Raw genomic sequence first — 16,421 nt, forward strand, 5'->3', positions numbered from 1 at the left:
CCGGTGTATCGATGTTGAACAGGGTGGGCCTGATCGTGCGCGGGTTGGCCGCCGCGCTGCTGGTTCTCGTCTCGGCGCGCGTCGCTGCGGCCGAGGAGAAGCGGCTTCCCGTGCCGGCCGTCTCGATCCGCGCCGGCGAGCTGATCAGGGAAGACATGATCACCGAGCGAACCTTCGCGCCGAACGTGCTCGGGGTCGCCCTGTTCATTGAGGGGCGTCAGGTGCTCGTCGGCCGCATGGCGCGGCGGGCGCTGCTGCCGGGCCAACCGATCCCGACCAATTCGGTGGAAGATCCCTTCACCATCGCCCGCGGCGCCATGGTCAAGGTCGTGGTCGAGGACTCCGGCCTGTCGATCGTGACCTACGGTGCCGCCATGCAATCCGGCACGCCGGGCTCGCTCATTACCGTACGAAACACCGACACCGGCGTGATCATCAGGGCGATCGTCCAGCCGGACGGCACCGTCAAGGTCGCGGACGGATCATGACCAGACTTCTAATCGCACTCGTCCTCATTCTTTCCGCCGCCAGCGCCCAGGCCGCCGTCCGCATCAAGGATATCGCGGACATCAAGGGCCTGCGCGAAAACCAGATCGTCGGCTATGGCCTCGTCATCGGCCTGAACGGCACCGGCGACACGCTTCGGAATGCGCCGTTCACGGAGCAATCCCTGCAATCGATGCTCGAGAACATGGGCATCAATGTCAGGAACGAGACCACGAGCACCACCAACCCGACGCGTCCGACGACACTGCGTACGCGCAACGTCGCAGCCGTGATGGTGACCGCGGACCTGACGCCCTCGATCGGGGCGGGCGAGCGTATGGACGTCACGGTGTCGTCGCTCGGCGACGCGACGTCGCTGCTCGGCGGTACGCTGGTGATGACGTCGATGCGCGCGGCGGACGGCGCGGTCTATGCGGTGGCGCAGGGCGCGGTCACGGTCGCCGGTTACAGCGTGGGCGGGCAGGCCCAGAGCGTCAGCCAGGGCACGCCCACCGCGGGCCGCATTCCGAATGGCGCGCTGGTTGAGCGCGAGGTGCAGGGAAGCCTCCACGAGATGGAGTACCTGGTGCTCGAGCTCAAGAACCCCGATTTTGTCACCGCAACCCGCATCCTCGACGCCATCAACCGCTATGCCGGCGGCCGCTATCGCGCGCAGATCGCCTTCGAGCGCGACTACCGCACCATCGTGCTGTCGAAACCGCGCAACGTCGGACCGGTCCGCTTCCTCGCGGAAGTCGGCGAGCTGACGGTCGAGCCGGATACGCCGGCGCGGGTGGTCATCAACGAGCGCACCGGCACGGTCGTGATCGGACGTGACGTCCGGATATCGACCGTCGCGGTGACGCACGGCAATCTGACGGTTCGTGTCACCGAGCTTCCCGTGGTGTCGCAGCCGGCGCCGTTCTCGCAAGGTCAGACCGTGGTCGTGCCCCAGACCATCGTCGAGGCCAACGAGGCCGGATCGCAGGTCGCGATCCTGAGCGGCGTCGATCTCCAGCGCCTGGTGCGCGGATTGAACCAGATCGGCCTCAAGCCATCGGGCATCATCGCGATCCTCCAGGCGATCAAGACGGCTGGCGCGCTCCAGGCCGACGTCATCGTGCAATGATGCACAAGCGTCGTGCAAGCTTGGTCGCTCAATGCTCTGGTCTCGACCGAGAATCGCACGCGGCCCGATGCTGAAACTGAATCACAAAGCCAAGCTCCTCCTCCTGATCGCGACCTCCGCGCTCATGAGCGCCTCGCCCGTGCTTGCTCTGGACGAGGCCAAGCCGTCGAAGCCGCTCAACCTGCTGTCCTTTGCGCGGGCGCGAGCGCCCGGATCGCAAAAGCCGTCGCTGCCTGCTTCGCCGATTCCAGGCGACAACGCTTCGATGCGGGCGACGGCGTGGGTGGCCGAAGATTCCGGGCCGGCAACCACCGGCGCGGTGCCGGCGTCCGATGCGCCTGCACCCACACCGGCACGAGCGCCGGCACCCGCAGCCGCGCCGGTTCGGCCTGCCAAGCCCGGCAGCGTCACGGCGCCGCCGAAGGCTGCCCCGCCGCAGGCCGCCGTGTCCGCGGACAGCGAGGTCGCCCTGTTCTGCAGCAACGTGACTGATCCCGCCGTCGATGCGAGGCTCGCCTGGCAGCTCAAGGAGCTGGAGAAGGCCGAGGGCCTGCTCCGCGAGCGGATCGCCGAGGTCGAGGCCAAGCGCGTCGAATACGAGAAGTGGATGGCGCTGCGGGACGATTTCCTGAAGAAGGCCGAGGCGCAGGTCGTCGAGATCTATTCGCGCATGAAGCCGGACGCCGCGGCGACCCAGATCGCCGGCATGGCAGACGAGACCGCGGCCGCCGTGCTCGCCAAGCTCAGCCCGAGGAGCTCGAGCGCGATCTTCAACGAGATGGATACGGCGCGCGCCGCGCACCTTGCCGATTTGCTTGGCGGAATGCGTCGTGTGGATGACGGAAAGACCAAATAGATGAAGCTGCCGATCCTCATCCTGTCGCTGCTATTGCTTGCCGGGTGTTCCCATGACCCGGCCGAGATCCTGACCGGCCCGAAACTGTCACCTGTGGGCAGCGGCCTGAGGACGCAGGCCGATCCGATCCCGGTGACGCCCCGCATGCGCACGCCCGTCAGCTATCGCTCCACCTGGGACGACGGCACCGATCTCTACCGCGATCCCCGTGCCCGGCGGACCGGCGATGTGGTCACGATCATCATCTCGATGCAGGACAAGGCCAAGCTCGACAACAAGACCGACCGGTCGCGCGATTCGCAGATCAAGTTCGGCCTCGACTGGCTGATGGACGTCGCCGGATGGCAGGACAAGGGCCAAACCACCGCCAACCTCAGCACCAACACCCAGATCAAGGGCAACGGCCAAATCGATCGCACCGAGGACATCAAGCTGTCCATCGCCGCCATCGTCACCGACGTGTTGCCGAACGGCAATATGATGATCAGCGGCTCGCAGGAATTCAAGGTCAATACCGAGATGCGCGTACTCAACGTCGGCGGCATCGTGCGCCCGCGTGACATCTCGCGGACCAACACGATCTCCTACGAAAAGATCGCGGAGGCGCGGGTAGCCTATGGTGGTCGCGGAAATTTGTCTGACGTGCAGCAACCTGGATGGGGACATCGGATCTATGACGCCGTGGCACCATTCTGAGATTCGCAGCCGCCGGGCCGCTTCGCAGGGGCAGGGGACGTGATGCGCCTGATTGCGGCCATCCTGGTGCTGACACTTGTGGCGATCGGCGCGGGCGCGCTTGCCGGCCTGAATCTGTTTGCGGCTGCCGAGCGTGTCGCCGACGCGAAGAAGAGCGCCACGCCGCCGCCGATTGCGTCGAGTTACGCCGGCAGCGCGCGGCTCCGAAAACTGTCCCCGATCGTGACCAATCTCGCCGCGCCCGCCAACAACTGGGCTCGCGTCGAGGCCTCCATGGTGACCGAGAGCATGAGCGACGAGGATGCCGGCATCCTGGCCGCCCATGTCAGCGAGGACATCGTGACCTATCTGCGGTCCGCCTCGGTGGCGCAGTTCGAGGGATCGCGCGGGCTCCAGCATCTGCGCGACGACCTGACCGAGCGCGCCAACATCCGCTCGTCGGGCAAGATCCGCGAATTGATCATTGAGACGTTGGTGATCCAGTGAGAGTGAAAGTCCTGCTGCTCGCGTTGGTTCTGGTCGTGCTGCCCGAGGTGGCGCTGGCCCAGATTCCGGACCTCAACTCGCTGCTGCCGCCGGGCAACGGCTCGACCAGCGGCCGCATCATTCAGCTGATGGCGCTGATCACGGTGCTGTCGGTGGCGCCCGGACTGCTCATCATGATGACGAGCTTCACGCGATTTGCGGTGGCGCTGTCGTTCCTGCGCTCCGGTCTCGGCCTTCAGACCACGCCGGCCAATCTGGTGCTGGTCAGCCTTGCGCTGTTCATGACGTTCTACGTGATGGCACCGACCTTCGACCGCGCCTGGGAGACCGGCGTCCAACCTCTCATGAAGAACGAGATCTCGGAGGAAGAGGCCTATCTGAAGATCACCGATCCGTTCCGCGAGTTCATGCTGGCGCATGTCCGCGACAAGGATCTGCAGACCTTCGAGTCGCTGGCGGCCGAGAGCTTCCGCAAGAAGTTCGACGACAAGCGCGTCGATCTGCGCGTGATCATTCCGGCCTTCATGATCTCCGAGCTCAGGCGTTCGTTCGAGATCGGATTCCTGATCATGCTGCCGTTCCTCGTCATCGACATGATCGTGGCGACACTGACCATGTCGATGGGCATGATGATGCTGCCGCCGACGATCCTCGCACTGCCGTTCAAGATGCTGTTCTTCGTGCTGATTGACGGCTGGAACCTCTTGGCCTCGGGCTTGGTGCGGTCGTTCTCGTAACAGCCGCCATCGCCGGGCGGCTGGTTATGGTTAGCGAGAAGTACCCTTCTATGGTTAGCAGAGGGTACCATTAACCATCTGATATTGCTGCGAAATTCAAGGTGATCTTAATCTGCGCGCAAGATTCGGCGTGCTAGCAATGCGTCACGGCGGGTTGGACCCCACCCACATCAGTCCAAAGGCATGATGCCGCCCCTCCGTACCGGTGAAAGCCCGGTATGTCCCCTCGTGAAAATGTAACGCGTACATCAAAGGGACATACGCAATGTCAAGCCTGCTTACGAACTCGACCGCCATGACCGCGCTCCAGACCTTGCGGTCTGTCAGCTCGCAGCTCTCCACCACGCAGAACCGGATCTCGACCGGCCAGCGCGTCTCGACCGCCTCGGACAACGCCGCCTATTGGTCGATCGCAACCTCGATGCGTGCCGATAACGCCGCGCTCTCCGCCGTCTCCGACTCGCTCGGTCTGTCTGCCGCGACCGTCGACACCGAATATACCGCACTGACCTCCACCATCGGCGACAGCACCGGCGGCCTGACCAAGCTCCAGTCGCTGCTGGTCGAAGCCAAGACTGCCGGTATCGACCGCACCAAGATCCAGGCGGACGTCACCCAGATTCAACAGCAGATGAAGGGTACCGCCAGCGCGGCGACCTTCAACGGGGTGAACTGGCTGAGCACGACCGCGACCACGCCGGCGACCGTCAACCTGGTGTCGTCGTACTCTCGCGTCGGCGGCACGCCGACCACCGGCTCCATCGCCCTGACTGTCTCGAACTACTCGCTCTACACCAGCACCCAGAGCGGCATTCTGGATACCGTCAGCGGCGGTGCGTCGGTCGACACGATCAGCATCGCCACGCTGACCGACTCGGCTGCTGACCAGACCACGCTCGATGGCTACATCGCGCAGGTCACCAGCGCGATCAATTCGGTGGCCTCGGCCGCCGCCAATCTCGGCGCCGTCAAGAACCGCATCTCGACCAACACGGACTTCGTGAAGTCGCTGATGGACTCGGTGGATCGTGGTATCGGCCAGCTCGTCGACGCCGACATGAACCAGGAGTCCACCCGCCTGGCGGCCCTCCAGGTCCAGCAGCAGCTCGGCGTGCAGGCGCTCTCGATCGCCAACAACAGCAGCCAGAGCATCCTCTCGCTGTTCCGCTAAGCCTTAAACGATTTGAGGAGGGCCGCGCTTCTCGCGAAGCGTGGCCCTTTTCATTTTGGCGTGACGCCATCCGCACGCCGTGATTTCGGCTGCCCTGTTGCGGCCGAGCCACAGAGCCACAAGCCCCGCACAAGCTTCGCGGGCTAACCTCTCCGCTACGACACATTGGGCCCTTCACCCGCTTTTCCGCGGCCCAAAGGCATGACGCCGCTTTGTCGTACCGGTGCAAGCCCGGTATGTCCCCAAATTCAATCCAATCTCCAAAGGGACATCAAAATGGGTTCAAGTCTGCTTACCAACTCCTCCGCAATGACCGCGCTTCAGACCTTGCGGAACATCAGCTCGCAACTCTCAACCACGCAGAACCGGATCTCGACCGGCATGCGCGTGTCCACCGCTTCGGACAACGCCGCCTACTGGTCGATCGCGACCTCCATGCGTGCCGACAACGCCGCGCTCTCCGCCGTCTCCGACTCGCTCGGACTGTCGGCTGCGACCGTCGACACCGAATATACCGCTCTGACCGCTGTTGTGGGCGATAAAACCGGCGGCCTGACCAAGCTCCAGGCGCTGCTGGTCGAAGCCAAGACCGCCGGTATCGACCGTACCAAGATCCAGGCCGACATCACCCAGATTCAGCAGCAGATGAAGGGCACCGCCAATGCGGCGACCTTCAACGGCGTGAACTGGCTGAGCGCGACCGCGACCACGCCGGCGACCTTCAATCTGGTGTCGTCGTTCTCGCGCGTCGGCGGCACGCCGACGATCGGGTCCATTACCCTGACGATCTCCAGCTATTCGCTCTATACGTCGACCACGGCGGGCATTCTGGACACCGTCAGCGGCGGTGCCTCGGTCGACACGCTCAGCATCGCCACGCTGACCGACTCGACGACTGACCAGACCACGCTCGATGGCTACATCGCAAAGGTCACGGCAGCGATCAACTCGGTGGCCTCGGCCGCCGCCGACCTCGGCGCCGTCAAGAACCGCATCTCGACCAACACGGACTTCGTCAAGACCTTGATGGACTCGGTGGATCGTGGTGTCGGCCAGCTCGTCGACGCCGATATGAACGCGGAATCGACCCGCCTGGCGGCCCTCCAGACCCAGCAGCAGCTCGGCGTCCAGGCGCTCTCGATCGCCAACCAGAACAGCCAGAGCATCCTCTCGCTGTTCCGCTAAGCTTCAAAGCCATCTGAGGAGGGCCGCGCTTCTCGCGAAGCGCGGCCCTTTTCATTTTAGCGTGCGCCGGTCGCCCCATGACCTTGGCGCGTCGACTTTTCGCGTCGATTTGGCTCTCCCTGTCGCGGTCCGGTCACGGAGCCACAAGCCTCGCACAAACTTCGCGTGCTATTGCCGCCGTTACGGTCAGGTTGAGCGCGCTTTTCCGCAGCCCAAAGGCATGATGCCGCCCTGCCGTACCGGTGCAAGCCCGGTATGTCCCGCAAAATTCAATCCGTTTCAAAGGGACGTCAAAAAATGAGTTCAAGTCTGCTTACCAACTCCTCCGCAATGACCGCGCTTCAGACCTTGCGGAACATCAGCTCGCAACTCTCAACCACGCAGAACCGGATCTCGACCGGCATGCGCGTGTCCACCGCTTCGGACAACGCCGCCTACTGGTCGATCGCGACCTCCATGCGTGCCGACAACGCCGCGCTCTCCGCCGTCTCCGACTCGCTCGGACTGTCGGCTGCGACCGTCGACACCGAATATACCGCTCTGACCGCTGTTGTGGGCGATAAAACCGGCGGCCTGACCAAGCTCCAGGCGCTGCTGGTCGAAGCCAAGACCGCCGGTATCGACCGTACCAAGATCCAGGCTGACATCACCCAGATCCAGCAGCAGATGAAGGGCACCGCCAATGCGGCGACCTTCAACGGCGTGAACTGGCTGAGCGCGACCGCGACCACGCCGGCGACCTTTAATCTGGTGTCGTCGTTCTCGCGCGTCGGCGGCACGCCCACGATCGGGTCCATTACCCTGACGATCTCCAACTATTCGCTCTATACGTCGACCACGGCCGGCATTCTGGACACCGTCAGCGGCGGTGCCTCGGTCGACACGCTCAGCATCGCCACGCTGACCGACTCGACGGCTGACCAGACCACGCTCGATGGCTACATCACGAAGGTCACGGCAGCGATCAACTCGGTGGCCTCGGCCGCCGCCGACCTCGGCGCCGTCAAGAACCGCATCTCGACCAACACGGACTTCGTCAAGACCTTGATGGACTCGGTGGATCGTGGTGTCGGCCAGCTCGTCGACGCCGACATGAACGCGGAATCGACCCGCTTGGCGGCCCTCCAGACCCAGCAGCAGCTCGGCGTCCAGGCGCTCTCGATCGCCAACCAGAACAGCCAGAGCATCCTCTCGCTGTTTAAGTAAGCTTCGGCTTTGGAAACGACCGTGCTCCCTATGGGAGCACGGTCCCGTCGTGAACGGCGGATATGACGGCACATGATGTGCCCGCAATCGATCTCCTGATGCCAGCATCGATGTAACGCGCCGCAGCCGATCGCGCTGCCATGCGTGCCATCGCCCGGTCGTTGCCGCTGGACTGATCGCGTCACTCGATCCCTTGTAAAATTGCAACGTCTCGCCTGCGAACTGACACATTCGTGTCCTTGCGCAACCTTCAGACAAGGTTGGCAGCGGAGTGTCCCACAGGTTCGCATTGGTACGAGGTCATATGCTGTTCAGTCGTGCGCAAATACAGCAACTGCTCAACAATCTGCTGGAGCTTGGGCCGCGACGCCTGATGGCCCTGGGACTGATCGGCTTTGCCGTTCTCGTCACCGTCGTCGGCGGCGCCTATTATCTGAGCCGGCCTGAATTCGAGACGCTCTATACCGGCCTTAACCGCGAAGACGTTGCGCGCATGGGCACCGCGCTGCGCGAGCAGAACATCGCCTTCGACGTCAATACAGCCGGCGACGCGGTCTCGGTGCGCCCGAGCCAGACCATGCAGGCGCGAATGCTGCTCGCCGAGAAGGGGCTGCCGACCAGCGCCAATTCCGGCTACGAGCTGTTCGACAAGATCGGCTCGCTCGGCCTGACCTCGTTCATGCAGGAGGTCACCAAGCTCCGGGCGCTTGAAGGCGAAATCGCGCGCACAGTGCAGTTGATGAAGGGTGTGAAGGCGGCGCGGGTGCATATCGTGCTGCCGGTGCGCGGCTCGTTCCGCGCGACGCAGCAACCGCCTTCGGCTTCGGTGGTGCTGCGCACCGACGGCGCGCTCGATGCGCGCACGGCGCAGTCGATCCGCCATCTCGTTGCTGCAGCCATCCCGGGCATGAGCAAAGAGAAGGTGACCGTGCTGGACGCCGACGGCTCGATGCTGCTGGCCGAAGAGGACGAGGCGAGCGCCGCGCCGACCAAGATGGCAAGCCTGCAGAAGACGGTCGGCGGCATGGTGCAGGAGAACATCCGCAAGGCGCTGACGCCGTATCTGGGCCTGGACAATTTCGAGGTGAGCGTCGCCCCGCAGCTCTCCACCGACAAGCGGCAGATCAACGAGACCGTCTACGATCCGGAGAGCCGCGCGGAACGTTCAGTGCGGAACGTGCGTGAAAACGAGAAGTCGCAGAACGCGGATCGGTCGACGCCGACCACGGTGCAGCAGAATCTTCCCGACCAGCAGGTCAACGCCGGCGGCACCAAGAATTCCAGCGAGGACAAGACCCGCCGCGAGGACGTCAGCAATTTCGAGGTGTCGTCCAAGACGACGACGACGGTGAGCGATGGCTATTCGGTCAAGAAGCTCTTCATCGCCGTGCTGATCAACCGCGCGCGGCTCGTTGCCGATCTCGGCGACAAGAGCAACCAGGCCATTGTCGACAGCAAGCTCGCCGAGATCAGCCAGCTCGCGGCGACCGCCGGCGGGCTGGACAAGGCACGCGGCGACCAGATCCAGGTGACGGCCGTGGACTTCATCGAAGGTTCGCGCGAGCTCGCGCCGGTGCCGCCGATCAGCTTCGTCGAAATGATCAACAAGCAGCTCGGCAGCGTCATCAATGCGGTGACGATCCTTGCCGTTGCTTCGATGCTGGTCTGGTTCGGTCTTCGGCCCGCGGTCAACGGTATTCTGACCCATCGCGCGGCGCAGGAGCAGACCGAGGCGGCCGAGGCCGCCGAGCTCGAAACTGCCGCGGCCCTTGCATTGGCCGAGAGTCAGGATCCCGAGCTCAACCTCGTCGAAGACCTCGAAGGCAAGATGCAGCGAACGCCGCAAAAGCGGCTCGAGCAGATTGTCCGGCTCGATCAGATGCAGGCAGCAGCGATCCTTAAAGACTGGATGCGACGCGAGGAGGCAGCATGAACGCGGCTATCGGAAAACTCCTGACGCAATTCGACGCAAACGGCCGGACCAAGTCGCCGCCGCTGCCTCCACCGCCCAAGATCCAGGACGTGCTGACGAGGCCGAAGGAGGCCCGGCGCGAGCCGCAGGCCCAGCCGCAGCGTCAGCCTCAATCGCAGCCGCAGTTTCAGTCGCCGTCACCGGCGCCCGAGCCGGAAGCTCCGTCGGTCAACCTCCTCGACGACGCCTATCGTCGCGGTCATGCCGCTGGCGTTGCGGAGGCCGACGGCAGGGTTGCCGAGGAGCGCGTCCGCAGCGCGATCCGGCTCGGCGAGGAGCGGGCCAAATGGTCGGACCAGCAGGCGATCGCGATCGTGAGCGGCTTCGAGTCGGCCTGCCGCGAGATCGAGACCAACATCGCGAGCTCGGTCGCGCGAATCCTGCTGCCTTTCCTCGCCGATGCGGTTCGCGACAAGGCGATCGGATCGCTGGTCGAACAGATTGCGGCGCTGACCGGCAATTCGCCGGTACCGGTGTTCAAGGTCACCGGCCCAAGCGAGCTGCTTGACCTCGTGAGGACGCAGCTCGAGGCTTCCAGGCGCACGGGGATCCAGTACGAGGCCGCCGAGACTCTCGAGGTTCGCGTCGTCGCCGACCAGACCGTGATCGAGACCCAGATCACGACCTGGAGCGAACGCCTGAAAGAAGCGCGCCGGTAGACGCCATGGAAGAGGTCAAGCAGGAGATCGTCATCGTCCGCCGGCGCAGCGCCTTCGCCGAGGAGGCGCATCACGGTGGCGTATGGAAGATCGCCTATGCGGATTTCATGACCGCGATGATGGCGTTCTTCCTGGTCATGTGGCTGCTCAACGCGCTCAACCAGGACCAGAAGCAGGTTGTCGCGAGCTATTTCAACCCGATCAAGCTCGCCGAGAACGCGCCCGCTCCCAAGGGTCTCAAGGATCTCCCCAAGAAGGAGCCTACGACGTTGGAGGGACAAGACGGCAGGCGTCAGCCGGCCGGGCCAAACGAAGAACGTCGCGGCGACTCACCGACAGCAGAGAAGCCGGCTTCCTATGAAGAGAAGATTCTGTTCCGAGATCCCTATGCGACGCTCTCCGAGATTGCGAACAGTGCGAACCAGGCCACGGGCCAGCGCCGCGCCGGCGCGCTGACCTCCGCCGAGGAGGACGGCCTCAAGGGCGGTGACGCCTACCGAGATCCCTTCGATCCCGGCTATTGGAAGCTGACACCGCAGTCGTCCAAGGATTTGGATCGCTTCGTCGACAGCGAGCCAAAGCCGAATGCGTCAGCGCGCGACAATGCGTCTGGAACGGGGCAGGGCGAGCCGCAACCGCGCCGTGCCACGCAGGACGATGCCGGCGGAAGCATCGCTCCGAATGCGGACGCGTCGTCCGCAAGCCTGTCGCCACTGTTGCCGCCGGGGCCCGCGCCGTCGCAGGCCCAACGCGATGGCAGTGCCCAGGTGAATACGCAACCAGGCGTTCAAGCCAATGCCGCCGTACAGTCGCGCTCCGGCGATCAAGCGAAGAATTCTGAACCGCGCGACGCCGCGCAAACACAACAGCAAGCCGTCAAGCAGCTTCAGTCCGCGATCGCCGATGCACTGTCGGACATCAAGGCCGGCGCGGGACCGGTGGCCGAGGTGCGTCAGGTCGAGGAAGGCCTCTTGGTCAGCCTGACCGATGATGCGAGCTTCGGCATGTTCGCGGTCGGCTCGGCCGAGCCGCGACCCGAGCTCATCCGCGTGATCGACAAGATCGGGCCGCTGCTGGCAAAGCGCCCCGGCATGATCATCGTTCGCGGCCACACCGACAATCGGCCGTACAAGTCGGAGACCTACGACAATTGGCGGCTGTCGACGGCCCGTGCGCAGATGGCCTATTACATGCTGGTCCGCTCCGGCATCGATGCGCAGCGGATCGAGCACGTCGAAGGCTACGCCGATCGTCGGCCGAAACTTCAGAATGATCCGGCGGCCGCGCAGAACCGCCGGATCGAGATCTTGATCCGGGAGAAGCGCCCTTGATCAGGCTGCTCCTCCGCGCAGTGTTGCTGATGGCGTTGCCGCTGACGGCCGCACGCGTATTGGCCGATCCTGCACCGGCATCGGCCCCAGCCGCAGCGTTGGCTGCGGCACCAGCTCCGGCGTCGACATCGAGTGAACCCTATGAGCTCGTGCGCGGATTGCAGGCGGTGCAGGACGGCATCGCCAGCGGCGACACCGCGGCGCATGGCAGCCACATCGCGCTGATCCGGCAGATCGGCGAGAAATTTCTCGCCGCCGATGCGAATGTGTGGAGCAATCCGCAGAACGGCCAGGCCGTCGTCATCTACCTGCTCAGCGGTGGTGCGCCGCAAGTGGTGCGCAAGCTGCCGCGCGACAAGATCAATGTCGACGGACGGCTGTTCGATGGCGCGCTCGCCTATGTCGAGGGCCGTCAGGACGAAGCGCGCGAGCTGCTCAAGGACGTCAAGCCGCGGACGATTCCGTCAGGCCTGGGCGGGCAAGTCGCGCTGGTCCAGGGCGCGCTGTTCGCGCGTGCCGAGGCATCGTTCGCGATCGAGCGCCTGGACGACGCGCGCCTGCTCCTGCCCGGCACGCTCGTCGAGGAGGCGGCACTGCGGCGCGAGATCCTGCTGGTCGGGCAGGCGGAGGAGTTCGACAAGTTCGAGTTCCTGACGCTGGCCTATATCCGTCATTACCGCAACTCGATCTATGCCGGCGATTTCTGGCAGCGCTTCTCTACGGGCCTGACGCAATCGAGCCTCGCGTTCGACGAGAACCGCTTTGCGCGGATCGCCACTTTGCTGGAGCAGATCGACCGCGCGAGCCGCCTCAAGCTCTATCTCGTCATCGCGCGCAGTGCGATGGTGCGTGGACGGATGGCCGTGACCCGGCTCGCCAGCGAGCGGGCGCTGACGCTCAGCGCCGATGCCTCGGCCGAGCGCGAGCGAGCGCATTTCTTTCGTGGTGTCTCGCGGGCGCTCACCGACGAATATGACGGCGGTCTCGCCGAGCTGAAGGCGCTCGACCGGTCCAAGCTGCCCGAGCGCGACGTTCTGCTCCTCAATGCAACGGTTCAGCTCGCGCTCGATGTCCGCAAACCGTTCGCGGGCGGATCGGCCGCCGCGGCCGAAAAACCTCCGGTGACGCCGGCGCGTGTCGATCTCGCATCATCGACCGCAACCCTCGCACGCGCGCAAAAGCATCTCGGAGAGCTCGAACTCCTCACCAGGGATCGTCGTCCATGACCAAGCTCAGCGGAACCTCCGGGCAGCTCTTCTCCGGTCTCGCCGAGAGCCTCAACATGCGCGGGACGTCGCGATCGGCCAAGGGCGCCGCGACGAAGTCCCAGGCGGATTCGTCGTTCAACGATCTGCTCCACACCGTCTCGAACATGGCGAAGCGGGCGCTGAACGGTGAGGGCAGCGATACGAGCGTGAATGCCGGAACGCTGCGGACGCGCCTGGCGCATCCGGCCAACAAGGACAAGACGGACGAGACGGTGCAGGATAGCACCGATGCGACCGATGAGCCCAAATCGGCCGACAAGTCCGACAAGGCCTCCGACAAATCGGCTGACGCGCCGTCGGACAAACACGCACCGATCGATCAGGTGATGAAGGCGGACGTCCAGAGCCGATCGAGCATTCCCGCGATTGTCGGGCAGGATCTGGCAGCGGTGTCGGCCATGAAGCCGCAAATTCAGCCGCAGGCCCAATCGGCGGCGGCCGACCGGAAGGACGCGTCCGCGCGCGACGAACGATCGTCCGCCACGAAGCGCGACGTTCAAAGCGTCGGCATGACGAAGGCCGCCACGGCCGATCCCGCACCAATCGCTGCCGCTCCAGCCAATACGCGCGCGCAGGGCCCGGCGTCGCAAGTGGCGACATCGCCGCAGGCAATGCAAGGCGATGAAGCTGCGCCAAGAGCAATGCCCGCGTCATCCGGTTTCGAGGCCGTTACGGCCAATGTCGAACGTGCGGTCAAGGCCTCGGCCCGGGATGCATTGCCCGAGACGACCAAGGTCACCGTGGTTCAGCAGGAGACCCATCTGCCGCCGGCGCAATTCAACGCCCCGCAACAGGTCGCCAATGCGGTCGTCGCCGAGTTGAAGGAGACACCGGCGGCGTCTGCCGCCGCCGATCTCGCGACGTCGCAAGGCAACGCGCCGGATCAGCCGCTCAGGATCCTCACCATCAATCTCGAGCCGCCGACGCTCGGCAACGTCACCGTTCGCCTTCGTCTCGTCGGCACTGAGGTGTCGGTGCAGCTTGCCGCCGAACGCAGGGATACGAGCCAGATGCTGGACCAGCAACGCGACTCGATCCGCGACTTGATGCAGTCCGCGGGCTACGTCGCCGACGTCGCGCCGGTTCAGCACGGCTCGCTGGACGGATTCCAGAGCGGCTCCGGCCAGTCGCAGTCGCAGTCGCAAGCGCAAGCGCAGCTCGCGGGCCAGCAACAGCCATCGTCCCAGTCGCAGCAAGGCACGTTCGACGGCACCAGCAATTCGTCGGGGCAATCGGACGGCGGCGCGAAGCAGGCTCGCCAGGAGCGCCAGTCCAACCAGGAGACGCGTCATGACCAGGACGTGGGCCCGCAGACTCGTCGCGGCCCTGTTTATCTGTAATGCGGGCGCTGCGGCAGCGGCGACCGACAATTCGCGTCCCTGCGAGCGCGAGATGGCGCGTGCGTCCCAGCAGCACGGCATTCCGCTCGGCATTCTCTACGCCGTCGGGCTCACCGAGACAGGGCGGCGCGGCGCGCTCTATCCTTACGCGCTCGGTGCCGACGGCCAGACCGTGTTCGCCAAGGACATGAATGATGCGATCGCGAATTTCGAGGCGATGCGAGCCAAGGGCATCAAGCTGATCGATCTCGGCTGCATGCAGATCAACCATTACTATCACGGCGACAAGTTCACCTCGGTGCAGGCGATGTTCGACCCCGCGAAGAACGTCGAATATGCCGCGCGCTTCCTCAAGGAGTTGAAGCAGCGCGAGGGCAGCTGGACCATGGCGGTCGCCCGCTACAATGCCGGCCCCAACAACCAGCCGGCGCAAAAGCGCTACGTCTGCCACATCGTCGCTCATCTCGTCTCCAGCGGCTTCGGCGCGTGGACCGACAAGGCGCGCTCACTCTGTCAACCCAAGACGACTGAGAAGACGACATGACCAGGACAACCCGAAAGTTGTGCATGGTTCCCTACCATCAGCCCCGCGCAAGCAAGAACCCGCATTGTAGCTACAACCTGCCAAAGGAGCCTAATTCATGAGCCTGTATGGTGTTATGCGCACCGGCGTTTCCGGAATGAATGCGCAGTCGAACAAGCTGTCGACTGTTTCGGACAACATCGCGAACGTCAACACGACCGGCTACAAGCGGGCTTCGACGGAATTCTCGTCGCTGATCCTGAAGAGCGGCTCCGGCAATTACGACTCCGGCGCCGTCGAGACCACAGTGCGCTACGCCATTTCGGATGCCGGCAACTACCAGTTCACGACTTCGGCGACGGACCTCGCGGTCCAGGGCAACGGCTTCTTCGTCGTGCAGGATGCGAATGGCAACAATTTTCTGACGCGCGCCGGCGCGTTCGTGCCGGACAGCACGGGCAATCTCGTCAATACCTCCGGCTTCCAGTTGATGGGCTATAACATCGCGAACGGTGCCACGCCCACCGTCGCCGCCAACGGCTTCGGCGGCCTCCAGGTCATCAACGTCAACCAGCTGGCGCTGCAGGCTGCGCCTTCGACCAAGGCGACCGTGGCCGCCAATCTCGATCCGAGTGCGACCGCGATCGCCGGACCGGCCGGTCCGGGCAGCTACACGTCGAAGACGTCGATGGTGACCTACGACAACATCGGCAATGCCGTGACGCTCGACGTCTACGCCTCGAAGACGGGCGCGAATACCTGGGATATCGAGGTTTACAACGGCGCAACCGCGCTGACGACGAGCGGCCCCGCGACCACGTTCACCTTCGATGTGACCGCGGTGGGCAAGGGTGCGCTGGCCGCGACCAGCCCGACGTCGCTCTCGGTCGCGATCCCCGGCGGCTCTGGCGCCTTCAACATCGATATGTCGGCCATGACGCAGGTCGCCTCGGCCTTCGACTTCAAGGCGACGGTCGACGGCAACGCTCCGTCCGCCGTGGAGAAGGTGAACATCGACGACAAGGGCGTGGTTACCGCGGTCCTCAAGAACGGCACCGAGCTTCCGAGCTTCCAGATCGCGCTGGCCAACGTGCCGAGCCCGGACCATCTGACGCCCGAAGTCGGCAACGTCTATTCACCGAACCTGGATTCCGGCAACGTGCAGGTCGGCCTCGCCGGCCAGGGCGGTCTCGGCACCATCAAGTCGGGTGCGCTGGAAGACTCGAACGTCGATCTCGCCGACGAGCTGACCTCGATGATCGAGGCGCAGCGCGGCTTCACCGCAAACTCGAAATCGTTCCAGACCGGCGCCGACTTGCTGGACGTGGTCGTCAACCTGAAGCGCTGATTCCAACAGCGCTCGTCGCCGGCAAGAG

General features: G+C 64.5%; 16 protein-coding genes. All 16 read left to right on the forward strand.

Translation table 11 applies throughout. From position 1 onward, the window contains the following. The first annotated feature begins 11 nt into the window (after positions 1-11). A complete protein-coding gene (flgA, locus tag BMW89_RS30320) occupies positions 12-488 on the forward strand; it encodes a flagellar basal body P-ring formation chaperone FlgA (RefSeq protein WP_177196430.1) in 477 nt (158 codons plus the stop codon). Continuing rightward, positions 485-1,615, forward strand: a complete 1,131-nt coding sequence (gene flgI, locus BMW89_RS30325; protein ID WP_092032741.1) for a flagellar basal body P-ring protein FlgI — start codon at positions 485-487, stop codon at positions 1,613-1,615. The genes flgA and flgI overlap by 4 nt, the downstream gene beginning before the upstream one ends. Before the next feature lie 67 nt (positions 1,616-1,682). Continuing rightward, the gene (locus BMW89_RS30330; RefSeq protein WP_177196431.1) at positions 1,683-2,471 is read left to right on the forward strand and encodes a MotE family protein; all 789 of its coding nucleotides are present in this window, start codon (positions 1,683-1,685) and stop codon (positions 2,469-2,471) included. Next, positions 2,472-3,167 (forward strand): flagellar basal body L-ring protein FlgH, encoded by a 696-nt coding sequence (gene flgH, locus BMW89_RS30335; protein ID WP_092032747.1) that lies wholly within the window; start codon positions 2,472-2,474, stop codon positions 3,165-3,167. Between the two features lie 42 nt (positions 3,168-3,209). Continuing rightward, the gene (locus BMW89_RS30340; protein WP_177196432.1) at positions 3,210-3,653 is read left to right on the forward strand and encodes a flagellar basal body-associated FliL family protein; all 444 of its coding nucleotides are present in this window, start codon (positions 3,210-3,212) and stop codon (positions 3,651-3,653) included. Further along, entirely contained in the window at positions 3,650-4,390 is a 741-nt protein-coding gene (fliP, locus tag BMW89_RS30345; protein WP_092032753.1) for a flagellar type III secretion system pore protein FliP, read from the forward strand. Before BMW89_RS30340 ends, fliP begins: the two co-directional genes overlap by 4 nt. A gap of 265 nt (positions 4,391-4,655) precedes the next feature. Next, entirely contained in the window at positions 4,656-5,561 is a 906-nt protein-coding gene (locus BMW89_RS30350; RefSeq protein WP_092032757.1) for a flagellin N-terminal helical domain-containing protein, read from the forward strand. A 276-nt stretch (positions 5,562-5,837) separates the two neighbouring features. Next, the gene (locus BMW89_RS30355; protein ID WP_092032761.1) at positions 5,838-6,746 is read left to right on the forward strand and encodes a flagellin N-terminal helical domain-containing protein; all 909 of its coding nucleotides are present in this window, start codon (positions 5,838-5,840) and stop codon (positions 6,744-6,746) included. 297 nt (positions 6,747-7,043) lie between these two features. Then, positions 7,044-7,952 (forward strand): flagellin N-terminal helical domain-containing protein, encoded by a 909-nt coding sequence (locus BMW89_RS30360; protein ID WP_092032765.1) that lies wholly within the window; start codon positions 7,044-7,046, stop codon positions 7,950-7,952. Between the two features lie 304 nt (positions 7,953-8,256). Continuing rightward, the gene (gene fliF, locus BMW89_RS30365; protein WP_177196433.1) at positions 8,257-9,885 is read left to right on the forward strand and encodes a flagellar basal-body MS-ring/collar protein FliF; all 1,629 of its coding nucleotides are present in this window, start codon (positions 8,257-8,259) and stop codon (positions 9,883-9,885) included. Then, positions 9,882-10,583 (forward strand): hypothetical protein, encoded by a 702-nt coding sequence (locus BMW89_RS30370; RefSeq protein WP_092032772.1) that lies wholly within the window; start codon positions 9,882-9,884, stop codon positions 10,581-10,583. Before fliF ends, BMW89_RS30370 begins: the two co-directional genes overlap by 4 nt. A 5-nt stretch (positions 10,584-10,588) precedes the next feature. Beyond that, a complete protein-coding gene (locus BMW89_RS30375) occupies positions 10,589-11,914 on the forward strand; it encodes a MotB family protein (protein ID WP_092032775.1) in 1,326 nt (441 codons plus the stop codon). Then, positions 11,911-13,140, forward strand: a complete 1,230-nt coding sequence (locus BMW89_RS30380) for a chemotaxis protein (RefSeq protein WP_092032779.1) — start codon at positions 11,911-11,913, stop codon at positions 13,138-13,140. Before BMW89_RS30375 ends, BMW89_RS30380 begins: the two co-directional genes overlap by 4 nt. Beyond that, positions 13,137-14,522: a flagellar hook-length control protein FliK gene (gene fliK / locus BMW89_RS30385; protein WP_092032783.1), complete on the forward strand. Its 1,386-nt coding sequence runs from the start codon at positions 13,137-13,139 to the stop codon at positions 14,520-14,522. Before BMW89_RS30380 ends, fliK begins: the two co-directional genes overlap by 4 nt. Then, a complete protein-coding gene (locus BMW89_RS30390) occupies positions 14,473-15,066 on the forward strand; it encodes a transglycosylase SLT domain-containing protein (RefSeq protein WP_092032788.1) in 594 nt (197 codons plus the stop codon). The genes fliK and BMW89_RS30390 overlap by 50 nt, the downstream gene beginning before the upstream one ends. A gap of 97 nt (positions 15,067-15,163) precedes the next feature. Then, positions 15,164-16,393 carry a flagellar hook protein FlgE gene (locus BMW89_RS30395; RefSeq protein ID WP_092032792.1) on the forward strand — a complete coding sequence of 410 codons (1,230 nt, stop codon included), beginning with the start codon at positions 15,164-15,166 and terminating at the stop codon, positions 16,391-16,393. Positions 16,394-16,421 lie beyond the last annotated feature (28 nt).

This window comes from Bradyrhizobium sp. OK095, assembly GCF_900109945.1.
Classification (GTDB): Bacteria; Pseudomonadota; Alphaproteobacteria; order Rhizobiales; family Xanthobacteraceae; genus Bradyrhizobium.